Origin of the sequence: Streptomyces sp. DH24, assembly GCF_029813775.1 — a bacterium.
In the GTDB taxonomy this organism is placed as follows: domain Bacteria; phylum Actinomycetota; class Actinomycetes; order Streptomycetales; family Streptomycetaceae; genus Streptomyces.
In genome coordinates, this window is record NZ_JARVKW010000024.1 from 24,531 (window position 1) to 47,668 (window position 23,138).

Here is a 23,138-nt window from a genome sequence, read left to right on the forward strand (position 1 = left end):
CGGGGGACGGCATGCACCAGGCGCTCTATGCCGAGCAGTGGTGGAATCCGCTGGCGCGGACCGTGGAGCTGACCGAGGAGACCCTGCGCAGAGGCGGCCGCACCACACCGCTCACCGAACTGAACCTCGCCGCCATGGCCGACGCCTACCTGCGCGGGACCTGGCTCGGCGGCGGCGGCACGGAACGCCCCCTGGCATGGCTGCCGGACGGGCCCGGGGCCGTCCCGGTCACCCGGATCACCGGCACCGCCACCCCGCTGAAGGTCCGCCGGGCCGCCCTGTTCGCACGCGGGCTGGGCGAGCTGGCGGTACGGCGCTGCGGCGGCCCCGAGCAGGTGGCGGCGCTGGCGGCCCGCGCCCGCGACGAGGGCGTACCGCTGTGGATCGCGCGGCGGTACGCGCCCGGCCCCGCCGGCCCGATCGCCGTCGCCGTGGACCGCAACCTGGTGCGCGTGGACGTCTGGGGCCCGCACGCTCCCGTCGTACGGATCCGGGCACCCCACGGCTTCGACCCGTCGAGCACCGACCCCTCGGCGGGCCTGCGGCTGACGGTCGGCGCGGTCACCGCGGAGCCCGTCCTGAAGCGGAAGCTCCGCAAGTCGAAGAGTTACGTCGAGGCGCGGCTGCCGGGACAGCACTGGGTGCTGCGACGGGAGAACGCGACGAGTTCGTGGCTGCTGCGCGACGAACGGCGCGTGGCGCTGCTGAGCCGCCCGCCGCGCAGGCAGATCCCCGACCCGCACGCCGTGCTGGTCCCCCTCTCGCCGGTGTACTACGAGAGCCCCGACCCCCTGGACGCGGTGATGGCCCACGCGTTCGCCGTCGCCTTCGGACTCGGGGACACCACGGGCTCGGCCCGCTTCCGCCCGAAGCGCCACCGCAGGCACGGGAGCGAGCCCTTCGCCCCGGACGAGGCGTGGGACCGCCCCTGGTTCAGCAACCTCGGCCGGGGCCGCGACGACAACGAACCCGGCGGCAGCGACGGCTGGGGCTCCGACGGAGGCGACGGCGGCGACAGCGGAGGCGGAGGCGGCGACGGCGGAGGGGGCGGTGACGGTGGCGGTGGAGGCGGCGGGGGCGACTGATCAAGTCCCGGTCGCCCGACGCGCCTTGGCCGTGCCGGTGACTCTAGGACCGCCCACCGACAACGAAGGCGGCCCAGGTGGCCGGGGAGACCCTGAGGACGGGGCCGGTGGGGTTCTTGGAGGGAGCGGGCCGACGACCTGTCGCTGTGCGTGAGCGAGCTGGCGACCAACGCGATCCGGCACGGCGTACCGCCCGGGCGGGGCTTCCTGCTGCGGCTGCGGTACGACGGCCACGGCGTCCGCGTCGAGGTCCACGACAGCGGTGACGGCGTGCCCCGGATCGCCGGCGAGGCCGACGAGGGCGGGCGCGGCCTGCTGCTGGTGGCGGCGCTGGCCGACAAGTGGGGCGTCGGGGAGCGGGCGCCCGGCAAGGTCGTGTGGGCCGAGTTCGCCAAGTGACCGCCGTCTGCGAAACTTTCGTAGGTGTGACTGGGTATTGTGATCTTGAGGTGCCGGTCGAATTTCGTTGATTGTTCCAAGGCCCTCCTCGGAGACGCGATGAGCTGCCCAAATGGGCGCAACATACGGTTCGTTGGCGTCCCGAACGTTTCGAAACTCGTGCCGAAACTGTTGACTGCCGGTGCGGGCAGGCCAACACTGGCGCCGCGCTGCACCCGCAATGCAGGCGTACACGAGGAGGAAGCACGGACATGAACGCGCTTGTTCGTCTGATGAGGAGAGGCTGGGCCGTCGGGCTCGCCTTCGTGGTCGCGTTGGCCCTGCCCGGCACCGCCAGTGCCGGCACGGTCGTCACGACCAACCAGACCGGCACCAACAACGGCTACTACTACTCGTTCTGGACCGACAGCCAGGGCACCGTCTCCATGGACATGGGCGACGGCGGCCAGTACAGCACCCAGTGGCGCAACACCGGCAACTTCGTGGCCGGCAAGGGCTGGTCCACCGGCGGACGGCGGACGGTGCAGTACTCGGGCACCTTCAACCCGTCCGGCAACGCCTACCTGACGCTCTACGGCTGGTCGACCAACCCGCTCGTCGAGTACTACATCGTCGACAACTGGGGCACCTACCGGCCCACCGGCACGTTCAAGGGCACCGTCACCAGCGACGGCGGCACGTACGACATCTACGAGACGACGCGCTACAACGCCCCCTCCATCGAGGGCACCAAGACCTTCAAGCAGTTCTGGAGCGTCCGGCAGGCCAAGCGGACCGGCGGGACCATCACGACCGGCAACCACTTCGACGCCTGGGCCCGCGCCGGCATGAACCTCGGCACGATGAACTACATGATCATGGCCACCGAGGGCTACCAGAGCAGCGGCAGCTCCAACATCACCGTCGGCGGGACCGGTTCCGGCGGTGGCGGTGGCGGTGGTGGCGGCACCGGGTGCACCGCCACGCTGTCCGCCGGGGAGAAGTGGAGCGACCGCTACAACCTCAACGTCTCGGTCAGCGGGGCGAGCAACTGGACCGTGACGATGAACGTGCCCTCCCCGGCCAAGGTGCTGTCCACCTGGAACGTGACCGCCAGTTATCCCAGCAGCCAGACCCTCGTCGCCAGGTCCAACGGCAGCGGCAACAACTGGGGCGCCACCATCCAGGCCAACGGCAACTGGACCTGGCCCTCCGTCTCGTGCAGCGCGGGCTGACCCCGATCCCCCCGACTGGAGGAGCACTCCGTATGAAGAAGAGGATTGCGGCCGGGCTCGCCGTCGGTGCGACGGTGCTCGCCAGTGGTCTCACCGTCGGCGCCGGACCCGCCCAGGGCGCCCCGGCCGCCGCCTGCAACGGCTACGTCGCCCTGACCTTCGACGACGGCCCGTCCAGCAGCACGTCCGCCCTGCTCAGCACGCTGAAGCAGAACGGGCTGCGGGCCACCATGTTCAACCAGGGCAACTACGCCGCGGCCAACCCGGCCCTGGTCAAGGCACAGGTCGACGCCGGGATGCGGGTCGGCAACCACAGCTACACCCACCCGCACCTCACCCAGCTCAGCCAGGCCCAGACCGACTCCGAGATATCCCGCACCCAGCAGGCCGTCGCCAACGCCGGCGGCGGCACACCCAAGCTGTTCCGGCCGCCCTACGGGGAGACCAACTCCACGGTGAAGTCCGTCGCGGCCAAGTACGGGCTGACCGAGATCCTCTGGGACGTCGACTCGCAGGACTGGAACGGGGCAAGCACCGACGCCATCGTGCAGGCCGCCTCCCGGCTCACCAACGGCCAGGTGATGCTGATGCACGACTGGTCGGCGAACAGCAGGGCCGCCCTCCCGCGGATCGCCCAGGGGCTGGCCGGCCGAGGGCTCTGCGCCGGGGTGATCTCACCCTCCACCGGCCGGGCCGTCGCACCCGGCTCACCGTCTCCCGCGCCACGGGCCGAGAAGCCGGAGCGACGCTGAGAAGCCGGGAGCGGCGCGGTGACCGAAGTCCCCGCGCCGCTCCCGGCACTCACGTCACACGACGTCAGAGGCGTTCCGGCGTGCGGATGCCCAGCAAAGCCATACCCCGGTGCAGCGTCCGCGCCGTGACGTCGCACAGGAACAGCCGGTTCTCCACGTGCGCCGGCGACTCCGCCTTCAGCACCGGGCACCTGTCGTAGAACGTCGTGTACAGCGAGGCCAACTGGTACAGGTACGCCGTCAGCTTGTGCGGGGCGTACTCCCTCGCCGCCTCCGCGACCGTCTCCGCGAACGCGTCCGCGTGCAGGCCCAGGGCGCGCTCCGCGTCGGCCAGTTCCAGCTCCGGGTGCGCGGCCGGACGCACGTCGCCCGCCTTGCGCAGGATCGACTGGATACGGGCGTACGCGTACTGGAGGTACACGCTCGTGTCGCCGTTCAGCGAGACCATCTGGTCCAGGTCGAACTTGTAGTCCCGGTTCGCCGACGTCGACAGGTCCGCGTACTTCACCGCGCCGATGCCCACCTGGGTGCCGCGCTCGGCGATCTCCTCCTCGGACAGGTCCTGCGCCTTCTCCCGGACGACGGCCGACGCGCGGTCGATCGCCTCGTCCAGCAGGTCGACCAGACGGACCGTCTCGCCCTCACGGGTCTTGAACGGCTTGCCGTCCTTGCCGAGGACCGTGCCGAAGGCCAGCTGCACCGCCGTCACGTCCTCGTTCAGCCAGCCCGCCTTCCGGGCCGTCTCGAAGACCATCCTGAAGTGCAGCGACTGGCGCGCGTCCACCACGTAGAGCAGCGTGTTCGCCTTCAGGTTGAAGACGCGGTCGCGGATCGCGGACAGGTCGGTGGCCGCGTAGCCGTAGCCGCCGTCCGACTTCTGCACGATCAGCGGGACCGGCTTGCCGTCCGGGCCCTTGACGTCGTCGAAGAACACGCACAGCGCGCCCTCCGAGCGGACGGCCACCCCGGACTCCTCCAGCAGGCGGCACGTCTCGGCCAGCATGTCGTTGTACCCCGACTCGCCGACGATGTCCGGGTCACGGATCTCCATGTCCAGCTTCTCGAAGACGGAGAAGAAGTAGATCTTCGACTCGTCCACGAACTTCTGCCACATGGCCAGCGTGTGCGGGTCACCGGCCTGCAGGTCGACCACCCGGCGACGGGCCCGCGTCTTGAACTCCTCGTCGGAGTCGAAGTGCTTGCGCGCGGCCTTGTAGAGGCGGTCGAGATTCGACATCGCCTCCTCGCCGGACACCTCGGACTCCTTGTGGTCCAGCTCGTGCGGGTGCTCGTCCAGGTACTGGATGAGCATGCCGAACTGGGTGCCCCAGTCGCCGATGTGGTGCCGGCGCACCACCGTCTCACCGGTGAACTCCAGCAGCTGGACGACGGAGTCGCCGATCACCGCCGAGCGCAGGTGACCGACGTGCATCTCCTTCGCCACGTTCGGCTGCGCGTAGTCGATCACCGTCGTGCCCGGGTGCTCCGCGACCGGGACGCCGAGGCGGCCCGTGTCGTCCGCGTACCGCGCGGCCAGGTTCTCGGTGATCGCCCGGTCGGCGATCGTCACGTTCAGGAAGCCGGGGCCCGAGACCTCGATGTCCCTGATCGCGCCGCCCTGCTCGACCCGCGCGACGACCTGCGCCGCCAGCTCCCGCGGGTTGGCCTTGGCCTTCTTGGCGAGCGCCAGGATGCCGTTGGCCTGGAAGTCGGCCCGGTCGCTTCGTCGCAGCAGCGGGTCCGCGGCACCGGCCTCCGGCAGGGCGGCGGCGATGGCGGACGCGAGGTGCTGCTGGACGGAGTCGCTGAGGGACGTGACCGAGGCCATAGGTAGGGGTGCCGTTCTCCTCGTGGGGTTCGATGGGCACCGCCAGTATCCCACGGGGGGTAAAGCCGTTTTCGCGGTCACGCAACGGTCTGTGACAATGGGATCTCACCCGTTCAGAAAGAAGGACGTGCCGATCGTGGCTCAGAGCACCGAGACCACCGACTGGGTCTCCCGTTTCGCGGATGAGGTCATCGAGGAGTCGGAGCGTCGGGCCCCGGGCAAACCGGTCGTCGTCGCGTCCGGACTTTCGCCGTCCGGCCCCATCCACCTGGGCAACCTCCGCGAGGTCATGACGCCGCACCTCGTCGCCGACGAGATCCGCCGCCGCGGCCACCAGGTCCGGCACGTGATCTCCTGGGACGACTACGACCGGTACCGCAAGGTCCCGGCCGGCGTCGCCGGCATCGACGAGTCCTGGGCCGAGCACATCGGCAAGCCGCTCACCTCGGTCCCCGCGCCGAAGGGCTCCGAGCACCCGAACTGGGCGGAGCACTTCAAGGCCGCCATGATCGAGTCGCTGGGCGCGCTCGGCGTCGAGTTCGACGGCATCAGCCAGACCGCCCAGTACACCTCGGGCGTCTACCGCGAGCAGATCCTGCACGCCATGCGGCACCGCGGCGACATCGACGCCGTCCTCGACCAGTACCGCACCAAGAAGGACCCCGCGAAGAAGCAGTCGCAGAAGCCGGTCGACGAGGCCGAGCTGGAGGCCGCCGAGGGCTCCGGCGCCGCCTCCGAGGACGACGGCAGCTCCGGCACCGCCGGGTACTTCCCGTACAAGCCGTACTGCGGCAACTGCGAGAAGGACTTCACCACCGTCACCTCCTACGACGACGAGTCCACCGAGATGACGTACGCCTGCACCGCGTGCGGCTTCTCCGAGACCGTCCGGCTCAGCGAGTTCAACCGCGGCAAGCTGGTCTGGAAGGTCGACTGGCCCATGCGCTGGGCCTACGAGGGCGTGATCTTCGAGCCCAGCGGCGTCGACCACTCCTCGCCCGGATCGTCCTTCCAGGTCGGCGGCCAGATCGTCGGCATCTTCGGCGGCAAGCAGCCCATCGGGCCCATGTACGCCTTCGTCGGCATCAGCGGCATGGCCAAGATGTCGTCCTCGCGCGGCGGCGTCCCCACCCCGGCGGACGCCCTGAAGATCATGGAGCCGCAGCTGCTGCGCTGGCTGTACGCCCGCCGCCGGCCCAACCAGTCCTTCAAGATCGCCTTCGACCAGGAGATCCAGCGGCTCTACGACGAGTGGGACCGCCTCGACGCCAAGGTCGCCGACGGCTCCGCCCTGCCCGCCGACGTCGCCGCCCACTCCCGCGCCGTCCGCACCGCCGCCGGTGAGCTGCCGAAGACGCCGAGGCCCCTGCCGTACCGGACGCTCGCCTCGGTCGCCGACATCACCGCCGGACACGAGGACCAGGCGCTGCGCATCCTCAGCGAGCTCGACCCGGAGCAGCCGCTCGGCTCGCTGGACGAGGCACGGCCGCGCTTCGACAAGGCCGAGGCGTGGATCAACACCCACGTCCCCGCCGACCAGCGCACCATCGTGCGCGACGAGCCCGACCACGCACTGCTGAAGTCCCTCGACGAGGCGTCCCAGCAGTCCCTGCGGCTGCTGCTCGACGGACTCGCCGACCACTGGTCCCTGGACGGCCTGACCCACCTCGTCTACGGCGTGCCCAAGGTCCAGGCCGGATTCTCCGCCGACGCCACGCCCAAGGAACTGCCGCCGGAGATCAAGACCGCCCAGCGGACCTTCTTCGCGCTGCTCTACCACCTGCTCGTCGGCCGGGACACCGGCCCGCGCCTGCCCACGCTGCTGCTGGCGGTCGGACAGGACCGGGTCCGGACCCTGCTCGGGCAGTAGTAAGCCGGGACGAGAAGGCCCCCGTGCGCATGACGCGCACGGGGGCTCTCCTGTGTCCCGCGGCCCGCATCACCCGCACGGGCCGCGTGCCCCGCGTGCCCCGCGTGCCCCGCGTGGGGCCTACGCCACGTGGTCGTCCTCCAGCTCCGCCGTGTGACGGTTCTGGAAACGCCGGACCATGCGCTTGGCGTCCGCGTCGAGGACCGGGACGCCGTACGTCGCCTCCACGTTGTCGCTGAACTCACGCCGCGTCGGATAGCCGCTGCCGCTTATCGACTGCTTGAAGACCTGGTACAGCGCCTCTTCGTCCGGCTCCGGGGCACCCCCGCCCTCACCGAGCTCACGCGTACGGCCCGGACTCACCGGGATCGGAAAGCTCCCCGTGTCCTCCGGGGAGGGCCCGGGGGCCGCGGCCGCCTCCTCGTACGCCTGCGGGCCGTACTGCTCCTGGACCTGCTCCCGCACGTACTGCTCCCGCGCGTGCTCCTGGACGTACTGGTCCGGGGAGTACTGCTCCTGCGGGTACTGCTCCTGGAGGTACTGCTCGGCCTGCTGCTGCTCCGCCGACCACTGGGCGTACGCGGCCTCCGGGTCGTACGTCGGGTCGTAGCCGCCGTGGTACTCGACCGCCTGCGGATCACGGGAGTGCAGCCACGGGTTCAGCGGCGGCTCGGACTCCTGCGGCGCCGGGTCCGGCTCCCCGCCGCGCACCAGCTCCGGGCGCTGCTCGGCGGGCGGAGCCGCGGCGGGCCGGTGCTGCTGCGACGGCTCGTGCGGCGCCTGGGACCGCGACGCCTGGGTCTGCGGCGCCGGGGGGATCAGCGCCGGCTCTATCCCCGCCGCCGCGAGCCCCGCCGGGGCCGTGTCCGCCAACGGCACCCCGTACCGCGCCAGACGCAGCGGCATCAGCGACTCCACCGGGGCCTTGCGACGCCAGCCGCGGCCGAACCGGGAACGCAGCCGGGCCTGATAGACCAGGCGCTCCTGCTCCAGCTTGATGACCTGCTCGTAGGAACGCAGCTCCCACAGCTTCATCCGCCGCCACAACAGGAACGTCGGCACCGGCGACAGGATCCACCGGGTCAGGCGGACGCCCTCCATGTGCTTGTCCGCGGTGATGTCCGCGATCCGGCCGATCGCGTGCCGCGCCGCCTCCACCGACACCACGAACAGCACCGGGATCACCGCGTGCATCCCCACACCCAGCGGGTCCGGCCAGGCCGCCGCGCCGTTGAACGCGATCGTCGCCGCCGTCAGCAGCCACGCCGTCTGCCGCAGCAGCGGGAACGGGATACGGATCCAGGTGAGGAGGAGGTCCAGGGCGAGCAGCACGCAGATACCCGCGTCGATGCCGATCGGGAAGACGTAACTGAACTGCCCGAAGCCCTTCTTGAGGGCGAGTTCGCGAACGGCCGAGTACGACCCCGCGAAGCCGATGCCGGCGATGACGACGGCACCGGTGACGACCACGCCGATGAGAATGCGGTGCGTCCGTGTCAGCTGCAGTGGCGCGGCCACCTGTACTCCCCTCCTCTTGCGTGTGGTGTGCGCGCAACAGAGTGGCACATGTGTGCGGCCGACGCGTTGCCGGGACGGCAGGAGCCCGGCCCCCACGGGGACCGGGCTTCCTCAACGAGTCTTCGCGGAAGGCGAGTTGCGACCCGACGGGGCCTTTGGCGCCTTCGAGGCCGTCGAAACCTTCGAAACCTTCGAGGCCTTCCAAGCCTTCGCAGCCATGGAGGCGCTCAGGGCCCGAGGGCCTCAGCCGCTCTTGGCGGGCGACTTCGAGGACCGCGCCTCCGCCGCCTCCGCCGCCTTCGACGCCGACGGGCTCGCGGACTTCGACGGGCTCTTGGCGGACTTCGACGGCGAAACGCTCGCCGAACCGCTCGGTGTCCCACCGCCGCTCGCGTCCGCGCCGTTCGCGGACGCCACCGCGGCCACGGCCTCCTCGGCGGCCTTCCGCGCGTCCTCCACCATCGTGTCGGCGTCCGGCGTCTTCTCACCCGCGAGACCGGCGCCGTTGTAGTCGACCGTCACGACGACGTTCTCCACGCGCGCCACGACCGTCTGCTGCTTGAAGCTGCCTTCCTTCTTCTTCAGGCCGTAGCGCACCGTCGTCGCCTCGTCGCCGATCCCGGACGCCGGCTCCGTCTCGGTGTCCTTGGCGCCCTCCACGGACTGCGCGTCCTGGACCTGCTTGTCGTAGTACTTCTTCGCCAGCTCGTCGCCCGCGCCGCGCGTGACGTCGGACTCGAAGCGCAGCAACGACACGTTCAGCCAGCGGAACTGCGAGCCCTTCACACCGTTGTTGTCCAGGCTGCTCCAGGAGCAGGAGCCGCGCATCGACACATCGTCCGACTTGCCCTCCTTGCCGGACTCGTCGGCCTTCGGGACGAGATCCTCCAACGTGCCCTTCTTCAGGACGTCGCACGGCTCGGGCAGCTTCTCGAACGCCGCCGCCCGCACGGTCGGGGACGGGCTCGCCGACTTCGACGCGGCGGCCGAGGAGCCCTTGTCCCCGTCGCCGGAGCCGGAGTCGGAGGAGCAGGCCGTGGCGACCAGCAGCACGGGGACGGCTGCCGCGCCGACAAGAACGCGGTTGAGGCGCTTCGCTCGCCGGTGAGCCTGGTCTCGCTGTGCTCGTCGCTGCATGGTTCCTTCACTCATGACGCTCGTGATTCCTGCGGTCGGAACGGGTTCCGAGGGGTCACGGTACGCGGTGAGCCGAGCGCGGTGTCCCGGTTCCGGAGCTTTCCGGAGCACCGCGAAGGGGCCGTGAAGGGGGGTCAGTCGGACAGCGAATCGTCCAGCTGCGCGGCCAGATTCCGGGCCCTGTCCTGCATTTCCTCGCTGTCCGGGACGACGCCGACATTCGCCGGCTGCTCCGTGTACTCGATCGTCACGATCACGTTCGACGTGCGGAACGCCACAGTCACGGTCCGCTGCTCGGCCGTCGAACCCGAGCTGCTGAGCGCGTCGTCGAGGAAGGCGTCGTCACCCAGGTCCTCAAGGACGCGGGGCTGCAGATCGGAGGGCGAGGCCGACGGCGAGGCGGACCCGGAGGGCGAGGCGGACGCGGAGGGCGACTTCCCGCCGGTGGTGCCCTCGTCGGTGCCTTCACCGGCGGTCTCGGTGGGCGACTCCGTGACGGACTCCGTGGCGGTCGGCTCCGGGAGGTCCGCCGCCTCCCGCCGCCCCGCGAAGAGGGCCTCGGCCCGACTGTCGTCGCTCACCGCGTTGTCGTACGACACCACCCGCTCGAAGTCGACGAGGAGATGGTCGGTGGCGTCCGTCGACTCCACCTTCCAACGGCAGCCCACCTTGCGGTCGGTGTCGTACGTCAGCGTCGGCTCGCCCGCGTAGGCCTTCTCGCGCTGCTCCTCGTCGGCGATCTGCCTGATGCCGGGCAGCAGGGAGTTGAGGGTGTCGCGGCCGACCGCGCCGCAGGGCTCGGGCAGCGTGCGGTACTTGCCGGGCTCGGCCGGGGCCGAGGCGGTGCCGGGGCCGCCGGGGTTCGAACCGTCCGAGGTGGCCCCGTCCCCCGAGCCGCCGGTGCAGGCGGCCAACAGGGCCGCGAGGAGGGCGGCGACGCCAGGTACGTACGCCTTCCGCTGCACGGTCGGCTCCTCTCCACGGTTCCTGCGGTGTTGTCGGGGCGGGCCGGGGGCAAGGTGCCCGGTGCCCGTCGGTGCCCGGTCATCCAGTGTCCCCGCTGGTTATTCGCTTGCCGCACGGGGGCGCCCCCTGGAGACAATGTGTATCGCACGCACTGCCGTGAACGCCGGTCCGTTGTCCCATTCGTCGACCTTGGCGCCGGTTTTGCGATTCTGAGCTTCTGTTGTTTTTCCGGGGGAATGAGGGCGAAATGTCGTACGTGGAAATGCCGGGCGCGAAGGTGCCGATCCGGATGTGGACCGATCCGGCGTCGATCGAGGAGGCGGCGCTCCAGCAGCTGCGGAACGTGGCGACGCTACCGTGGATCAAGGGCCTCGCCGTGATGCCGGACGTGCACTACGGCAAGGGCGCGACGGTCGGCTCGGTCATCGCGATGCAGGGCGCGGTGTGCCCGGCGGCGGTGGGCGTCGACATCGGCTGCGGCATGTCGGCGGTGAAGACGTCCCTGACGGCGAACGACCTGCCGGGCGACCTCTCGCGGCTGCGGTCGAGGATCGAGCAGGTGATTCCGGTGGGGCGGGGAATGCACGACAGCCCTGTCGACCCGGGCCGCTTCCACGGGCTGGCCACCGCCGGGTGGGACGACTTCTGGGGGCGGTTCGACGGGGTCGCGGAGGCGGTGAAGTTCCGGGCGGAACGGGCGGCCAAGCAGATGGGGACGCTTGGCGGGGGCAATCATTTCGTTGAGATTTGCACCGATACGTCCGATTTTGTATGGCTCATGCTTCACTCCGGGTCCCGCAACATCGGCAAGGAACTCGCCGAGCACCACATCGGCATCGCGCAGCAACTCCCGCACAACCAGGGCCTGGTCGACCGTGACCTCGCCGTCTTCGTCGCGGACACCCCGCAGATGGCGGCGTACCGCAACGACCTGTTCTGGGCACAGGAGTACGCCAAGTACAACCGCACGATCATGATGGCGCTCCTGAAGGACGTGATCCGCAAGGAGTTCAAGAAGGCGAAGCCGGCCTTCGAGCCGGAGATCAGCGCGCACCACAACTACGTGGCCGAGGAGCGCTACGACGGCATGGACCTGCTCGTCACCCGCAAGGGCGCGATCCGCGCGGGCTCCGGCGAGTACGGCATCATCCCGGGCTCCATGGGCACGGGTTCGTACATCGTGAAGGGCCTCGGGAACGCGAAGGCCTTCAACTCGGCGTCGCACGGCGCCGGTCGGCGGATGAGCCGCAACGCGGCGAAGCGCCGGTTCACGACGAAGGACCTGGAGGAGCAGACGCGGGGCGTGGAGTGCCGCAAGGACTCCGGTGTCGTGGACGAGATCCCGGGCGCCTACAAGCCGATCGAGCAGGTCATCGACCAGCAGCGGGACCTGGTGCAGGTCGTGGCGAAGCTGAAGCAGGTCGTGTGTGTGAAGGGGTGACTGAGGTCCCCGGTCGGTGACCGGGGACCTCAGGCGATGCGTCATTGATGAATGCGGCGCCCGTTCTTCTTCTCCTCGCCGGGCGGCGTTGTTCGCGGGGTGGCTCGGTCGGGGTCACGGTTCCCGGTGGACCTTGGTGTTCGACGCCTGGGCGCGGGGGCGGACCACGAGGAGGTCGATGTTGACGTGGGCGGGGCGGGTCACCGCCCAGGTGATCGTGTCGGCGACGTCGTCCGCGGTGAGGGGGTCGGCGACGCCCTGGTAGACCTTCTCCGCCCGGTCCTGGTCGCCGCCGAAGCGGGTCAGGGCGAACTCCTCCGTCTTCACCATGCCGGGCGCGATCTCGATGACGCGGACCGGGCGGCCGACGATCTCCAGGCGGAGGGTCTCGGCGAGGACGTGGGCGCCGTGCTTGGCGGCGACGTAGCCCGCGCCGCCCTCGTAGGTGGCGTGGCCGGCGGTGGAGGAGACGACCACGACCGTGCCGTCGCCGCTCGCCTCCAGCTTGGGCAGCAGGGCCTGGGTGAGGTTGAGGGTGCCGATGACGTTCGTCTCGTACATCTGACGCCAGTCGGCCGGGTCGCCGGTCGCGACCGGGTCGGCGCCCAGCGCGCCGCCCGCGTTGTTCACCAGCACGCCGATTGTCTTGAAGGCGGTGGCGAACTCGTCGACCGCCGCGCGGTCCGTGACGTCCAGCGGGTACGCGGTCGCCCGGTGGCCGGCCGCGTTGATCTCCTCGGCGAGCGCCTCGATGCGGTCCTTGCGGCGGGCGGTGAGGACGACGCGGTAGCCGGCCGCGGCGAGTTGCCGTGCCGTGGCGGCGCCGATGCCGCTGCTCGCACCGGTGACGACGGCGATGCGGGAGGCGGCGGACGGTGCGGCGGTGGCCATGGGCTGCTCCTGATTCGTACGACCGGACGCCGCCCAGGGTAAGTCAGCCGCCGTTGCGGGGTGCCCACATGATCAGGGCCATGCCGGCGAGGCAGACCAGCGCGCCCGCGATGTCCCAGCGGTCGGGCCGGTAGCCGTCGGCGACCACGCCCCACAGGATCGAGCCGGCGACGAAGATCCCGCCGTAGGCGGCGAGGACGCGGCCGAAGTGGGCGTCCGGCTGGAACGTGGCGACGAAGCCGTACGCGCCGAGCGCGAGGACGCCGCCCGCGGCCCACAGCCAGCCGCGGTGTTCGCGTACGCCCTGCCAGACCAGCCAGGCGCCGCCGATCTCGAACAGCGCGGCGACCGCGAAGAGCGCGGCGGAGCGGAGGATCAGCATGCGGGCAGCTTCGCACGGGTGGTGTCACCTGATGGACGGCGCCTGCCGGTCGTCGCGCGTGGGATACATCCGTACGACCCCTGTGGAGTGAGGAGTGGTCCGGTGGACGGCAGCAGCGGTTGCGGCGCGGGTGGCACGGGCGGCGTGCGGAGGCGGCGGGTGCGGCGGCGGGCCGTGGTGTGCGGTGTCGCCCTGGCGGTGGCCGGCGCGGGTGTGCCCGTCGCGGGAGCGTCGGCGGGGGTCCCGGAGGGCGGTCTGGCGTATCACGGTGTCGCGGTGATGTCCGGCGGCACGATGGAGGTCGGGATCACGCCGGTCAACCACGGTCCGTCGGCGGTGGCGGACGCGACGGTGCGGCTGAGCTGGTCGGTGCCGCTGGCGGACCGCCAGGAGCTGCCGGACAGCTGCGCGCGCACGGGGGCGCGGGTGGTGCTGTGCCGGACGGGGGCGCTCGCCGCCGACGGGGTGGGTGAGCGGACGGACCTGCGGGTGCGGCTGCGGGGGGCGCCGTCGGAGGCGCTGCTGGAGCTGAGTACGGCGTGGGGCGGGGCGGTGGTGGACCGTGACCGCGTCGACGACCGGCAGCGGGTACTCGTGCTGGACACCGGGGACGCGTACTTCTTCTGAGCGGCATCAGCGGTTCCCGTTCCACTGACCATCATCTGCGAGGCCGGGCGGTCGCCGTATGCGTACGAGAGCCAGGGACGAGGGCGCGCGGGCCCGGTTGCTTGAGGAGCTGGCGGTGGTGTCGCGGCGCTCGATGGTGTCGGCGGCGCTGTTCAGTCAGGCGGTGGCCGACCGGCTCGGTCTGCACCCGACCGACCTGCAGTGTCTGAACGTGCTGACGCTGGAGGACCGTCCGGTGCCGACGAGCCGGGTCGCCGCGCTGACGGGGCTGACGATCGGTTCGGCGACGCGGCTGGTGGACCGGCTGGAGCGGGCGGGTTACGTGGTGCGGCGGCGGGACGAGCGGGACCGGCGGCGGGTGATGGTGGCGGCCGTGCCGGAGAAGGCGGCGGAGCTGCGCCGGGTGTGGGAGCGGCTGAACGGGGGTCTGGGCTGCCTGTTCGACGACTTGGACGACGCCGAGCTGGGGCTGGTCGTGGCGCAGCTGGGGCGGGCGGCGGACTTCCACGGGGAGCAGGTGGCCCGGCTGCGGGCGGGGCGGCCGGGGGATGAGGTCGTGGCGGGGGACGAGGTCACGGAATAACTCAGGGGGGCGGGCCGTTCCGGAGGTATAGTTGAACGGTCAACAACTTGGAGGTTGAGCGGCCATGCAGTTCGGGATCTTCAGCGTCGGCGACGTCACGCCCGACCCGACGACGGGACGCACCCCGACCGAGCGCGAGCGGATCAAGGCCATGGTCGCCATCGCGCTGAAGGCCGAGGAGGTCGGCCTCGACGTCTTCGCGACCGGCGAGCACCACAACCCGCCGTTCGTGCCCTCGTCCCCGACCACCATGCTCGGCTACATCGCGGCGCGCACCGAGCGCCTGGTCCTGTCGACCTCCACCACCCTCATCACCACCAACGACCCGGTGAAGATCGCCGAGGACTTCGCGATGCTCCAGCACCTCGCGGACGGCCGGGTCGACCTGATGACGGGCCGCGGCAACACCGGCCCCGTCTACCCGTGGTTCGGGCAGGACATCCGGCAGGGCATCAACCTCGCCATCGAGAACTACGCCCTGCTGCACCGCCTGTGGCGCGAGGACGTCGTCGACTGGGAGGGCAGGTTCCGCAGCCCCCTGCAGGGCTTCACCTCCACCCCGCGCCCGCTGGACGGCGTACCGCCGTTCGTCTGGCACGGCTCCATCCGCTCCCCGGAGATCGCGGAGCAGGCCGCGTACTACGGCGACGGCTTCTTCCACAACAACATCTTCTGGCCGGCCGACCACACCAAGCGGATGGTCGAGCTGTACCGGACCCGCTACGCGCACTACGGCCACGGCACGCCCGAGCAGGCGATCGTCGGGCTCGGCGGGCAGGTGTTCATGCGGAAGAACTCCCAGGACGCGGTGCGCGAGTTCCGGCCCTACTTCGACAACGCGCCCGTGTACGGGCACGGGCCGTCGCTGGAGGATTTCACCGACCAGACGCCGCTGACCGTCGGCTCCCCGCAGCAGGTCGTCGAGAAGACGCTGTCCTTCCGCGAGTACGCCGGCGACTACCAGCGCCAGCTGTTCCTGATGGACCACGCCGGGCTGCCGCTGAAGACCGTGCTGGAGCAGCTCGACATGCTCGGCGAGGAGGTCGTGCCGGTGCTGCGCGCGGAGTTCGCCGCCCGCCGCCCCGCGAACGTGCCGGACGCGCCCACCCACGTGTCGCTGCTGGCCGCGCGGGCCGCGACGGATGCCGGGGCCGCGGATGACGCCGGGGCCGTGCAGGAGGAGGCTCGCGCATGAGGCTCGTCGTCGTGTCCGCGGGACTGAGCGTCCCGTCGTCCACCCGGCTGCTCGCCGACCGGCTGGCCGCCGCCGTGACCGGCCGGACCCCGGCCGGCATCGAGGTGGTCGAGCTGCGCGATCTCGCCGTGCAGATCGCGCACACCTTCACCAACGGCTTCGCCGGCCGGGACCTCGCCGCCGCGCAGCGCGCCGTCGCGGGGGCCGACGGGCTGATCGTCGTCACGCCGGTGTTCTCGGCGTCGTACAGCGGGCTGTTCAAGGCCTTCTTCGACGTGCTCGACAAGGACGCCCTCGTGGGCAAGCCGGTGCTGATCGCCGCGACCGGCGGCACCGCCCGGCACTCCCTCGTACTGGACCACGCCCTGCGCCCGCTGTTCTCGTACCTGCGGGCCGTGGTCGTGCCGACCGGCGTGTACGCCGCCTCGGAGGACTGGGGCGCCGGGGGCCTGGACGGCCGGATCGCGCGGGCCGCCGGGGAACTGGCGGCGCTGATGACCGGGCTGTCGGGCGGTGCGGCAGCGGGCCGCGCCGAGGCGGGCGGGGCCGTGGTGGCAGGGGCCGTGGCGGGTGACACCAGGACCGGTGCGGCCGTGATCGGTGGTGCCACGACCGGTGGTGCCACGGCCGGTGCGGCTGCGACCGGTGGCGCCGCGATCGGTGCCGCCGCGACCGGTGGCGCCATGACCGGCGGGGCATCGGCCGGCGGGGCGTCGGCCGAGGGGGCGTCGGCCGGCCTGCCCGCCGTCGAGAGGATCGCCGAGTTCGAGGTCGTGCCGTTCGAGCGGCAGCTCGCGGCGCTGCGGTCCGCGGGCTGAGTGAGAGGCCAGTAAGAAGCGGCGCCGGTGAGCCGTCCGTCACGCGGGCGGCTCCGGCGGCTTGGCAGACTGGACCCGTGCCCCACACCGTTCTGCTCGCCGAAGACGACCGTGCCATCCGGCACGCCCTCGAACGTGCCCTGACCCTGGAGGGCTACCGGGTCACCGCGGTCGCCGACGGCGTCGAGGCCCTGGCGCAGGCCCACCGCGGCCGGCCGGACGTGCTGGTGCTGGACGTGATGATGCCCGGCATAGACGGCCTCCAGGTGGCCCGCGTGCTGCGCGCCGAGGGCGACAGCACGCCCATCCTGATGCTGACCGCGCTGGTCGAGACCGCCGACCGGATCGCCGGTCTCGACGCGGGCGCCGACGACTACGTGGTCAAGCCGTTCGACGTCGAGGAGGTCTTCGCGCGGCTGCGGGCCCTGCTGCGCCGCACGGGAGGCGGGACCGGCGCCGCGCAGGCCGCCCCCGAGCCTCCCGCCGCGCCGCCGGCCGCCCTACCGCCGGCCGCCGTACCGTCCGCCGCCCCCGAGGAGCAGCCCTCCCGGCCCCACCTGCGGGCCGCCGGGCTGCGGATGGACCCGCAGGCGCGGCGGGCCTGGCGCGGGGAGCGGGAACTGGAGCTGACCCGCACCGAGTTCGAGCTGCTGGAACTGCTCGTCCGCAACGCGGGCATCGTCCTGGACCACTCCACGATCTACGACCGCATCTGGGGCTACGACTTCGGTCCCGGCTCGAAGAACCTCGCCGTCTACGTCGGCTATCTGCGCCGCAAGCTGGACGAGCCCGGCGCCCCCCAGCTGATCCACACGGTGCGCGGTGTGGGTTACGTGCTGCGGGAGGACTGAGTGGGCCCGGCGGGCGGCCGGTCCGGGCGGTCGCCGGGCAGGCGCCGGTTCCGGCTGGTGTCGCTGCGGACCACGTTCGCGCTGTCGTTCGCGGCGGTCACGGCCGCCGTCACCGTCCTCGTCGGCCTCCTCTCCTACAGTGCCGCCGCCCGGCTGGTGCGCGTGGACCAGCAGATGGTGTTCGACGAGGTCGTGCAGGACGTGCGCAACGAGGTGCGGCAGGCCCGGATGACGCCGGAGGACTTCTCCTCGTCCGCGCCCGGTCACGACCTGCTGCGCCCGGCCCGCACGGACGTGCAGGTGCTCGGGCCCGACGGCGCGGTTGTGGACCCCGGCAATCCGGGGCTGCCCGTCACGCGGGCCGACCGGGGGATCGCGGGCGCCGCGACGGCCGGGCGGCTGACCGTGCACCTGGACACCGACGTCGGCGACGACGTCTACCGCGTCGCGACCGTCGCGCTCGGCGGCGGCAGGGGCGCGGTGCAGGTGGCGCAGTCGTTCAGCGACACCGAGGACCTGCTGCGGTCGCTCCAGCAGCGCACGCTCGTGACGACGACGGCCGTGGTGGTCGGCGCGGGGCTGTTCGGCTGGTGGCTGGCGCGGCGCATCACCCGCCGCCTCGTCGTCCTCACGTCGGCGGCCGAGGACGTCGCCCGCACCCGGCGGCTCGACATCCAGGTGCCGGTGACCGGCAACGACGAAGTGGGCCGCCTGGGCCGGGCGTTCGACCGCATGCTGGGCCGGCTGGCCCAGTCGGAGGAGGACCAGCGGCGGCTGGTGCAGGACGCGGGCCACGAGCTGCGCACGCCGTTGACGTCGCTGCGGACCAACATCTCCCTGCTGCGCCGCATCGACGAACTCCCGCCCGCCGCCCGCGAGGAACTGGTCGCCGACCTGGGCCAGGAGGCCCGTGAACTGACCGATCTCGTCAACGAGTTGGTGGATCTCGCGGCGGGCCAGTCGGACAGTGAGCCGCCGCAGACCGTCGACCTCGCGGACATCGCCGAGGACGTGGCCGGTCTGGCGCGGCGGCGCACCGGGCGGGAGATCGTGGTCGCCTCGTACGGTGACACGGCCGCCGAGGGCCGGCCGGGGCTGCTGACGCGGGCGATGTCCAACCTCGTGGAGAACGCGGCGAAGTTCGACCGGGGCGGCGGCGCGCCCATCGAGATCGTGGTGGCCGGTCCGGCCCTGCCCCACCTCCGGCTCCGCGCGGGCGGGGAGACTCCCGTCGGCCCGGTCCGTGTCGAGGTCCGCGACCGGGGGCCCGGCATCACCGACGGCGACCTGGGCCACGTCTTCGACCGCTTCTACCGTGCCGCCGACGCGCGTTCCCTGCCCGGCTCGGGGCTCGGGCTGTCCATCGTCCGCGAGGTGGCACTCGCCCACGGCGGGGCGCCGTTCGCGTTCCGGCGGGGCGGGGGCGGGGCGGTGATCGGCTTCACCGTGGGCGGGGGCGCGGCGGCGGACGGGGAGGACGCGGACGGCCCCGGCTGACCGGCGGCGGACGGGGGAGTGGAGACGGTCCCGGCGGAGCAGACATGCGAGGGGGCGGAAGGGCCGCCGCGTGGACCGAAGGGGAGGGCCGGCAAGGTGCTGAGCGACGAGGAGGCCGCCGCGCTCGCGGCGATCGACGAGAAGGAACTGGCGCGGACGCTGCAGGAGTTGATCGCCGTGCCGAGCGTGACCGGCAGTCCCGCCGAGTCGGAGCTCCAGCATCAGCTCGCCGGGCGGCTGGAGTGGCTCGGCCTGGACGTCGACCTGTGGTCCATGGACCTGCCCGCGCTGTTCGCCGACCCGGACTTCCCCGGCGCGGAGGCGGCGCGGGACGAGGCGTGGGGCCTGGTCGGCACGACCCCGGACGGCGGCGACGGGCCGACGCTGATCCTCCAGGGGCACGTGGACGTCGTACCGCCGGGTGACCTCACGGCGTGGGAGGGCGACCCGTTCGTGCCGAGAGTCACCAAAGACGTGGTGCACGGGCGCGGCGCCTGCGACATGAAGGCCGGCATAGCGGCGCACCTGGGCGCGCTCGCGGCGATACGGTCGGCGGGGATACGGCTGCGGGGCCGTCTCGCCGCGCATTTCGTCGTCGGCGAGGAGGACGGCGGCCTCGGCGCGTTCGGCACGCTGCGGCGCGGGCACCGGGGCGACGCCTGCTTCATCTCCGAGCCGACCGCGGGCGCGGTCGTCACGGCCAACGCGGGCGCGCTGACGTTCCGGCTCGCCGTCCCGGGCCGGGCGACCCACGGCAGCACGCGCGACCAGGGCGTCAGCGCCGTCGACGCGTATCTGCCGCTGCACCGGGCGCTGGCCCGGCTGGAGGCCGACCGCAACGCCGACCCCGACCCGCTGATGGCCGGCCACCCGATCCCGTACGCCCTGTCGGTCGGCACGGTGCACGCCGGTGACTGGGCGAGCAGCGTGCCCGATCTGCTGGTGGCCGAAGGGCGGCTCGGGGTGCGCCTCGGCGAGGACCCGGCCGACGCGCGCGCGGCCTTCGAGCGCTGTGTGGCCGAGGCGTGCGCCGCCGACCCGTGGCTGCGGGACCATCCGGCGACGGTGACCTGGCCGGGCGGCCGTTTCGCCAGTGGCCGCCTGCCCGCCGGGCATCCGCTTCCCGACGTCCTGCGCGGCGCCCACGCGGACACCGCCGGCGGCTCCGCACTGCCGGAGCGCGGGGCGCCGTACGGCAGCGACCTGCGCCTGTACGCCGGCGACGGGATCCCGACCCTGCAGTACGGGCCGGGGGACGTCCGGGTGGCGCACAGCCCGAGGGAGCAGGTGTCGCTGCGCGAGCTGGTGGAGGTGACGCGGACGCTGGTGGTGGCCGTGCTGCGGGTGGTGGGGACGCGGTGAGGTGAACGCGGGCGCCCGTGCGGGGGCGCGGCGGGACGTCTGCGGTGGGGCTTCTGGGGCGTGGGCCGTGGTAAGGCTCCGGTGGTGGCGCACCCGCGGTGGGCGCACGACTGGGGCGTGGGCCGTGGTGAGGCTCCGGTGGTGGCGCACCCCCGGCGGGCGCACGCGGGCGGGGCGCACGCGGTGGGGGTTCGCGATGGGCGTCCGCCGTGGGGCACCCACGGCAGGCGCACGCGGCGGGGCGTCCCGGCACGCACCGGGGCGTCCGCGATGGGCGCCCGCGGCGGGGCGCCCGCCGTGGGGTTCCCCGGTTCGCGGCGGGCCGGCGTCAGGCGTGCTGTGCGTCGATCTCGGCCACCAGGGCCTCGATGCGGGCCTTGATCTGGTCGCGGATCGGACGGACCGCCTCGATGCCCTTGCCGGCCGGGTCCTCCAGGGCCCAGTCCAGGTACTTCTTGCCCGGGAAGACCGGGCAGGCGTCGCCGCAGCCCATGGTGATGACGTAGTCGGACGCCTGTACGGCCTCGGTGGTGAGGACCTTCGGCGTGGCGCCGGAGATGTCGATGCCGACCTCCTTCATCGCCTCGACGGCCGACGGGTTGACCCGGTCGCCCGGGATCGAACCGGCGGAGCGGACCTCGACGCGGTCGCCCGCGAGGTGGCTGAGGAAACCGGCGGCCATCTGCGAGCGCCCGGCGTTGTGGACGCAGACGAACAGCACGGAGGCGCGGGGGCTGGAGGACATCTGTCTTCCTCTGTTCTTCCTGGATCGGGCGGCATCAGGCCAGGCTGGTATCAGCTGGGAATGATGTGAGAGTATCAGTCCATGCTGACGTCAGTCGACACTGATCTGTTGCGGGTGCTCGCCGACCCGCTCCGCCTGCGCATCGTCACCCTGCTGGCCAAGGAGACGCTCTGCACCACGCACCTCATCGAGGAGACCGGTGCCAGGCAGACCAACCTCTCCAACCACCTGAGGGTGCTCCGCGAGGCGGGGGTCGTCGAGACGGAACCCTGCGGCCGGTACACGTACTACAGGCTGCGCCCGGACGTCATCGCCTCGCTCGCCGGCCAGTTCGCCGAACTGGCCGCGTCCGCCCGTACCGCCGCCACCAACAAGAGAGCGTGCCCGTGACCCGCACCGAAGCGCCCGCGACCACCGAGGAAGCCTCGGTCGTCGCGAAGCTGTCGACGCTCGACCGCTTCCTCGCCGTCTGGATCCTGCTCGCCATGGCCGCCGGTCTCGGCCTCGGCAGGGCGGTCCCCGGCCTGAACGACGTCCTCGCGAAGGTCGAGATCGGCGGGATCTCCCTGCCGATCGCGGTCGGCCTGCTGATCATGATGTATCCGGTGCTGGCCAAGGTCCGCTACGACCGGCTCGACGCCGTCACCGGCGACCGCCGGCTCATGGTCTCGTCGCTGGTCGTCAACTGGGTCGCCGGCCCGGCGGTGATGTTCGCGCTGGCGTGGATCTTCCTGCCCGACCTGCCCGAGTACCGCACCGGCCTGATCATCGTCGGCCTCGCCCGCTGCATCGCCATGGTCATCATCTGGAACGACCTCGCCTGCGGGGACCGCGAGGCCGCCGCCGTGCTCGTGGCGCTGAACTCCGTCTTCCAGGTCCTCGCGTTCGGCCTGCTCGGCTGGTTCTACCTCGACCTGCTGCCGGGCTGGCTCGGCCTCGGCGACGGCGAGCGGCTCGACATCTCGATGTGGAAGATCGCGCTGAACGTCGTCGTCTTCCTCGGCGTGCCGCTGCTGGCCGGTTTCCTCACCCGCCGCGTCGGCGAGCGGAAGCTGGGCCGCGAGGCCTACGAGACGGGCTTCCTGCCGAGGATCGGCCCTTGGGCGCTGTACGGCCTGCTGTTCACGATCGTCGTCCTGTTCGCCCTCCAGGGGAAGACGATCACCTCGCAGCCGCTGGACGTCGTCCGCATCGCGCTCCCGCTGCTGGTGTACTTCGCGGTGATGTGGTTCGGCACCTTCGCCCTCGGCAAGGCCATCGGCCTCGCGTACGACCGCACGGCGACCCTCGCCTTCACGGCCGCCGGCAACAACTTCGAGCTGGCCATCGCGGTCGCCATCGCCACGTTCGGCGTCACCTCCGGGCAGGCGCTGTCCGGCGTGGTGGGCCCGCTGATCGAGGTGCCGGTGCTGGTCGCGCTGGTGTACGTGTCGCTGGCCTGGCGGCGCAGGTTCGCCGCCGCCTGAACCGCGCGGACGCGGCCCGGTCGTCAGCCGACGGCCGGGCTGCGGCGTTCCACGAGGACGACGTCGCGCCACCGGCCGTGATGGCGGCCGACGCGCTCGCGGACGCCGACGACACGGAAGCCGGCCCGCTCGTGCAGGGCGAGGCTGGCGGTGTTCTCCGGGAAGATCCCGGACTGGATCGTCCAGATCCCGGCCGCCTCGGTCGACTCGACCAGTGCCGTCAGCAGCGCGGCGGCCACCCCCCGGCCCCGGGCGGCCGGGGCGACGTACACGGAGTGCTCCACCACACCCGCGTACGCACAGCGGTCGGAGACCGCGCAGGCCGCGACCCAGCCGAGCACCGCCCCGTCCTCGTCCAGGGCGACGAAGCGGTGCTCGCGCAGCCTCGCCGCGTCGAACGCCTCCCAGGCCGGCGCCGTCGTCTCGAAGGTCGCGTCGCCCTCGTCGATGCCCGCCCGGTAGATCGCCAGCACCTCGTCGGCGTGCTCGGCGGACATCGGCGCCACGGTCA

At 72.1% G+C, this 23,138-nt stretch carries 22 protein-coding genes and 2 pseudogenes; 15 read left to right on the plus strand and 9 right to left on the minus strand.

All coding sequences use genetic code 11. The annotated features are described in order from the left end of the window. Nucleotides 1-11: 11 nt before the first annotated feature. Nucleotides 12-1,085 (plus strand): hypothetical protein, encoded by a 1,074-nt coding sequence (locus QC282_RS20040; protein WP_279550884.1) that lies wholly within the window; start codon nt 12-14, stop codon nt 1,083-1,085. 43 nt (nt 1,086-1,128) lie between these two features. Here QC282_RS20040 and QC282_RS32415 read toward each other — a convergent pair. Next, nucleotides 1,129-1,176 (minus strand): annotated as a pseudogene (locus tag QC282_RS32415) (hypothetical protein); the annotation flags it as partial. A gap of 35 nt (nt 1,177-1,211) precedes the next feature. Between QC282_RS32415 and QC282_RS20045 the strand changes: the two are divergent. The 3 genes and pseudogenes from QC282_RS20045 to QC282_RS20055 all read left to right on the plus strand — a co-directional run. Next, nucleotides 1,212-1,484: pseudogene (locus tag QC282_RS20045) on the plus strand (ATP-binding protein); the annotation flags it as partial. A gap of 251 nt (nt 1,485-1,735) precedes the next feature. Continuing rightward, complete coding sequence (locus QC282_RS20050) at nt 1,736-2,698, plus strand: glycoside hydrolase family 11 protein (RefSeq protein WP_279550885.1); 963 nt, start codon at nt 1,736-1,738, stop codon at nt 2,696-2,698. Nucleotides 2,699-2,730: 32 nt separating this feature from the next. Next, a complete protein-coding gene (locus tag QC282_RS20055; RefSeq protein WP_279550886.1) occupies nt 2,731-3,450 on the plus strand; it encodes a polysaccharide deacetylase family protein in 720 nt (239 codons plus the stop codon). A 64-nt stretch (nt 3,451-3,514) separates the two neighbouring features. Here the strand turns inward: QC282_RS20055 and argS are convergent, their stop codons facing one another. Continuing rightward, nucleotides 3,515-5,278, minus strand: coding sequence for an arginine--tRNA ligase (gene argS / locus QC282_RS20060; protein ID WP_279550887.1), 1,764 nt, complete (start codon nt 5,276-5,278; stop codon nt 3,515-3,517). A gap of 127 nt (nt 5,279-5,405) precedes the next feature. On the opposite strand from argS, the gene lysS reads away from it, so the two are divergent. After that, the gene (lysS, locus tag QC282_RS20065; RefSeq protein WP_279550888.1) at nt 5,406-7,148 is read left to right on the plus strand and encodes a lysine--tRNA ligase; all 1,743 of its coding nucleotides are present in this window, start codon (nt 5,406-5,408) and stop codon (nt 7,146-7,148) included. A gap of 120 nt (nt 7,149-7,268) precedes the next feature. Here the strand turns inward: lysS and QC282_RS20070 are convergent, their stop codons facing one another. From QC282_RS20070 to QC282_RS20080, 3 genes are all read right to left on the minus strand, one after another. Next, on the minus strand, nt 7,269-8,666 hold the full coding sequence (locus QC282_RS20070; protein ID WP_279550889.1) for a DUF2637 domain-containing protein: 1,398 nt from the start codon (nt 8,664-8,666) through the stop codon (nt 7,269-7,271). A 243-nt stretch (nt 8,667-8,909) separates the two neighbouring features. Continuing rightward, complete coding sequence (locus tag QC282_RS20075) at nt 8,910-9,818, minus strand: DUF3558 family protein (protein ID WP_279550890.1); 909 nt, start codon at nt 9,816-9,818, stop codon at nt 8,910-8,912. A gap of 119 nt (nt 9,819-9,937) precedes the next feature. Next, on the minus strand, nt 9,938-10,768 hold the full coding sequence (locus QC282_RS20080) for a DUF3558 domain-containing protein (protein WP_279550891.1): 831 nt from the start codon (nt 10,766-10,768) through the stop codon (nt 9,938-9,940). Nucleotides 10,769-11,016: 248 nt separating this feature from the next. Here QC282_RS20080 and QC282_RS20085 point away from each other — a divergent pair, with 248 nt between their 5' ends. Next, nucleotides 11,017-12,210, plus strand: a complete 1,194-nt coding sequence (locus tag QC282_RS20085) for an RtcB family protein (protein ID WP_279550892.1) — start codon at nt 11,017-11,019, stop codon at nt 12,208-12,210. A gap of 114 nt (nt 12,211-12,324) precedes the next feature. On the opposite strand, the gene QC282_RS20090 is transcribed toward QC282_RS20085, so the two are convergent. Together QC282_RS20090 and QC282_RS20095 are read right to left on the minus strand one after the other, a co-directional pair. After that, complete coding sequence (locus tag QC282_RS20090; protein ID WP_279550893.1) at nt 12,325-13,101, minus strand: SDR family NAD(P)-dependent oxidoreductase; 777 nt, start codon at nt 13,099-13,101, stop codon at nt 12,325-12,327. 43 nt (nt 13,102-13,144) lie between these two features. After that, a complete protein-coding gene (locus QC282_RS20095) occupies nt 13,145-13,483 on the minus strand; it encodes a YnfA family protein (RefSeq protein WP_279550894.1) in 339 nt (112 codons plus the stop codon). A 198-nt stretch (nt 13,484-13,681) separates the two neighbouring features. Between QC282_RS20095 and QC282_RS20100 the strand changes: the two genes are divergently transcribed. From QC282_RS20100 to QC282_RS20130, 7 genes are all read left to right on the plus strand, one after another. Further along, a complete protein-coding gene (locus QC282_RS20100) occupies nt 13,682-14,110 on the plus strand; it encodes a hypothetical protein (RefSeq protein ID WP_279550955.1) in 429 nt (142 codons plus the stop codon). A 58-nt stretch (nt 14,111-14,168) separates the two neighbouring features. Next, nucleotides 14,169-14,693 carry a MarR family transcriptional regulator gene (locus QC282_RS20105; RefSeq protein WP_279550895.1) on the plus strand — a complete coding sequence of 175 codons (525 nt, stop codon included), beginning with the start codon at nt 14,169-14,171 and terminating at the stop codon, nt 14,691-14,693. Nucleotides 14,694-14,757: 64 nt separating this feature from the next. Then, the gene (locus QC282_RS20110) at nt 14,758-15,888 is read left to right on the plus strand and encodes an LLM class flavin-dependent oxidoreductase (protein WP_279550896.1); all 1,131 of its coding nucleotides are present in this window, start codon (nt 14,758-14,760) and stop codon (nt 15,886-15,888) included. Continuing rightward, a complete protein-coding gene (locus QC282_RS20115; RefSeq protein ID WP_279550897.1) occupies nt 15,885-16,706 on the plus strand; it encodes a CE1759 family FMN reductase in 822 nt (273 codons plus the stop codon). Before QC282_RS20110 ends, QC282_RS20115 begins: the two co-directional genes overlap by 4 nt. 77 nt (nt 16,707-16,783) lie before the next feature. Beyond that, entirely contained in the window at nt 16,784-17,557 is a 774-nt protein-coding gene (locus QC282_RS20120) for a response regulator transcription factor (RefSeq protein WP_279550898.1), read from the plus strand. Beyond that, a complete protein-coding gene (locus QC282_RS20125) occupies nt 17,558-19,054 on the plus strand; it encodes a HAMP domain-containing sensor histidine kinase (protein ID WP_279550899.1) in 1,497 nt (498 codons plus the stop codon). 96 nt (nt 19,055-19,150) lie between these two features. After that, nucleotides 19,151-20,416 carry an ArgE/DapE family deacylase gene (locus tag QC282_RS20130; protein ID WP_279550900.1) on the plus strand — a complete coding sequence of 422 codons (1,266 nt, stop codon included), beginning with the start codon at nt 19,151-19,153 and terminating at the stop codon, nt 20,414-20,416. 328 nt (nt 20,417-20,744) lie between these two features. On the opposite strand, the gene QC282_RS20135 is transcribed toward QC282_RS20130, so the two are convergent. Then, nucleotides 20,745-21,161, minus strand: coding sequence for an arsenate reductase ArsC (locus QC282_RS20135; RefSeq protein WP_279550901.1), 417 nt, complete (start codon nt 21,159-21,161; stop codon nt 20,745-20,747). 81 nt (nt 21,162-21,242) lie between these two features. Between QC282_RS20135 and QC282_RS20140 the strand changes: the two genes are divergently transcribed. Together QC282_RS20140 and arsB are read left to right on the plus strand one after the other, a co-directional pair. Beyond that, the gene (locus QC282_RS20140) at nt 21,243-21,551 is read left to right on the plus strand and encodes a metalloregulator ArsR/SmtB family transcription factor (protein WP_279550902.1); all 309 of its coding nucleotides are present in this window, start codon (nt 21,243-21,245) and stop codon (nt 21,549-21,551) included. Further along, nucleotides 21,548-22,627, plus strand: coding sequence for an ACR3 family arsenite efflux transporter (gene arsB / locus QC282_RS20145; RefSeq protein ID WP_279550903.1), 1,080 nt, complete (start codon nt 21,548-21,550; stop codon nt 22,625-22,627). The genes QC282_RS20140 and arsB overlap by 4 nt, the downstream gene beginning before the upstream one ends. Before the next feature lie 23 nt (nt 22,628-22,650). On the opposite strand, the gene QC282_RS20150 is transcribed toward arsB, so the two are convergent. Continuing rightward, nucleotides 22,651-23,124, minus strand: coding sequence for a GNAT family N-acetyltransferase (locus tag QC282_RS20150; RefSeq protein ID WP_279550956.1), 474 nt, complete (start codon nt 23,122-23,124; stop codon nt 22,651-22,653). Between the last annotated feature and the right edge of the window lie 14 nt (nt 23,125-23,138).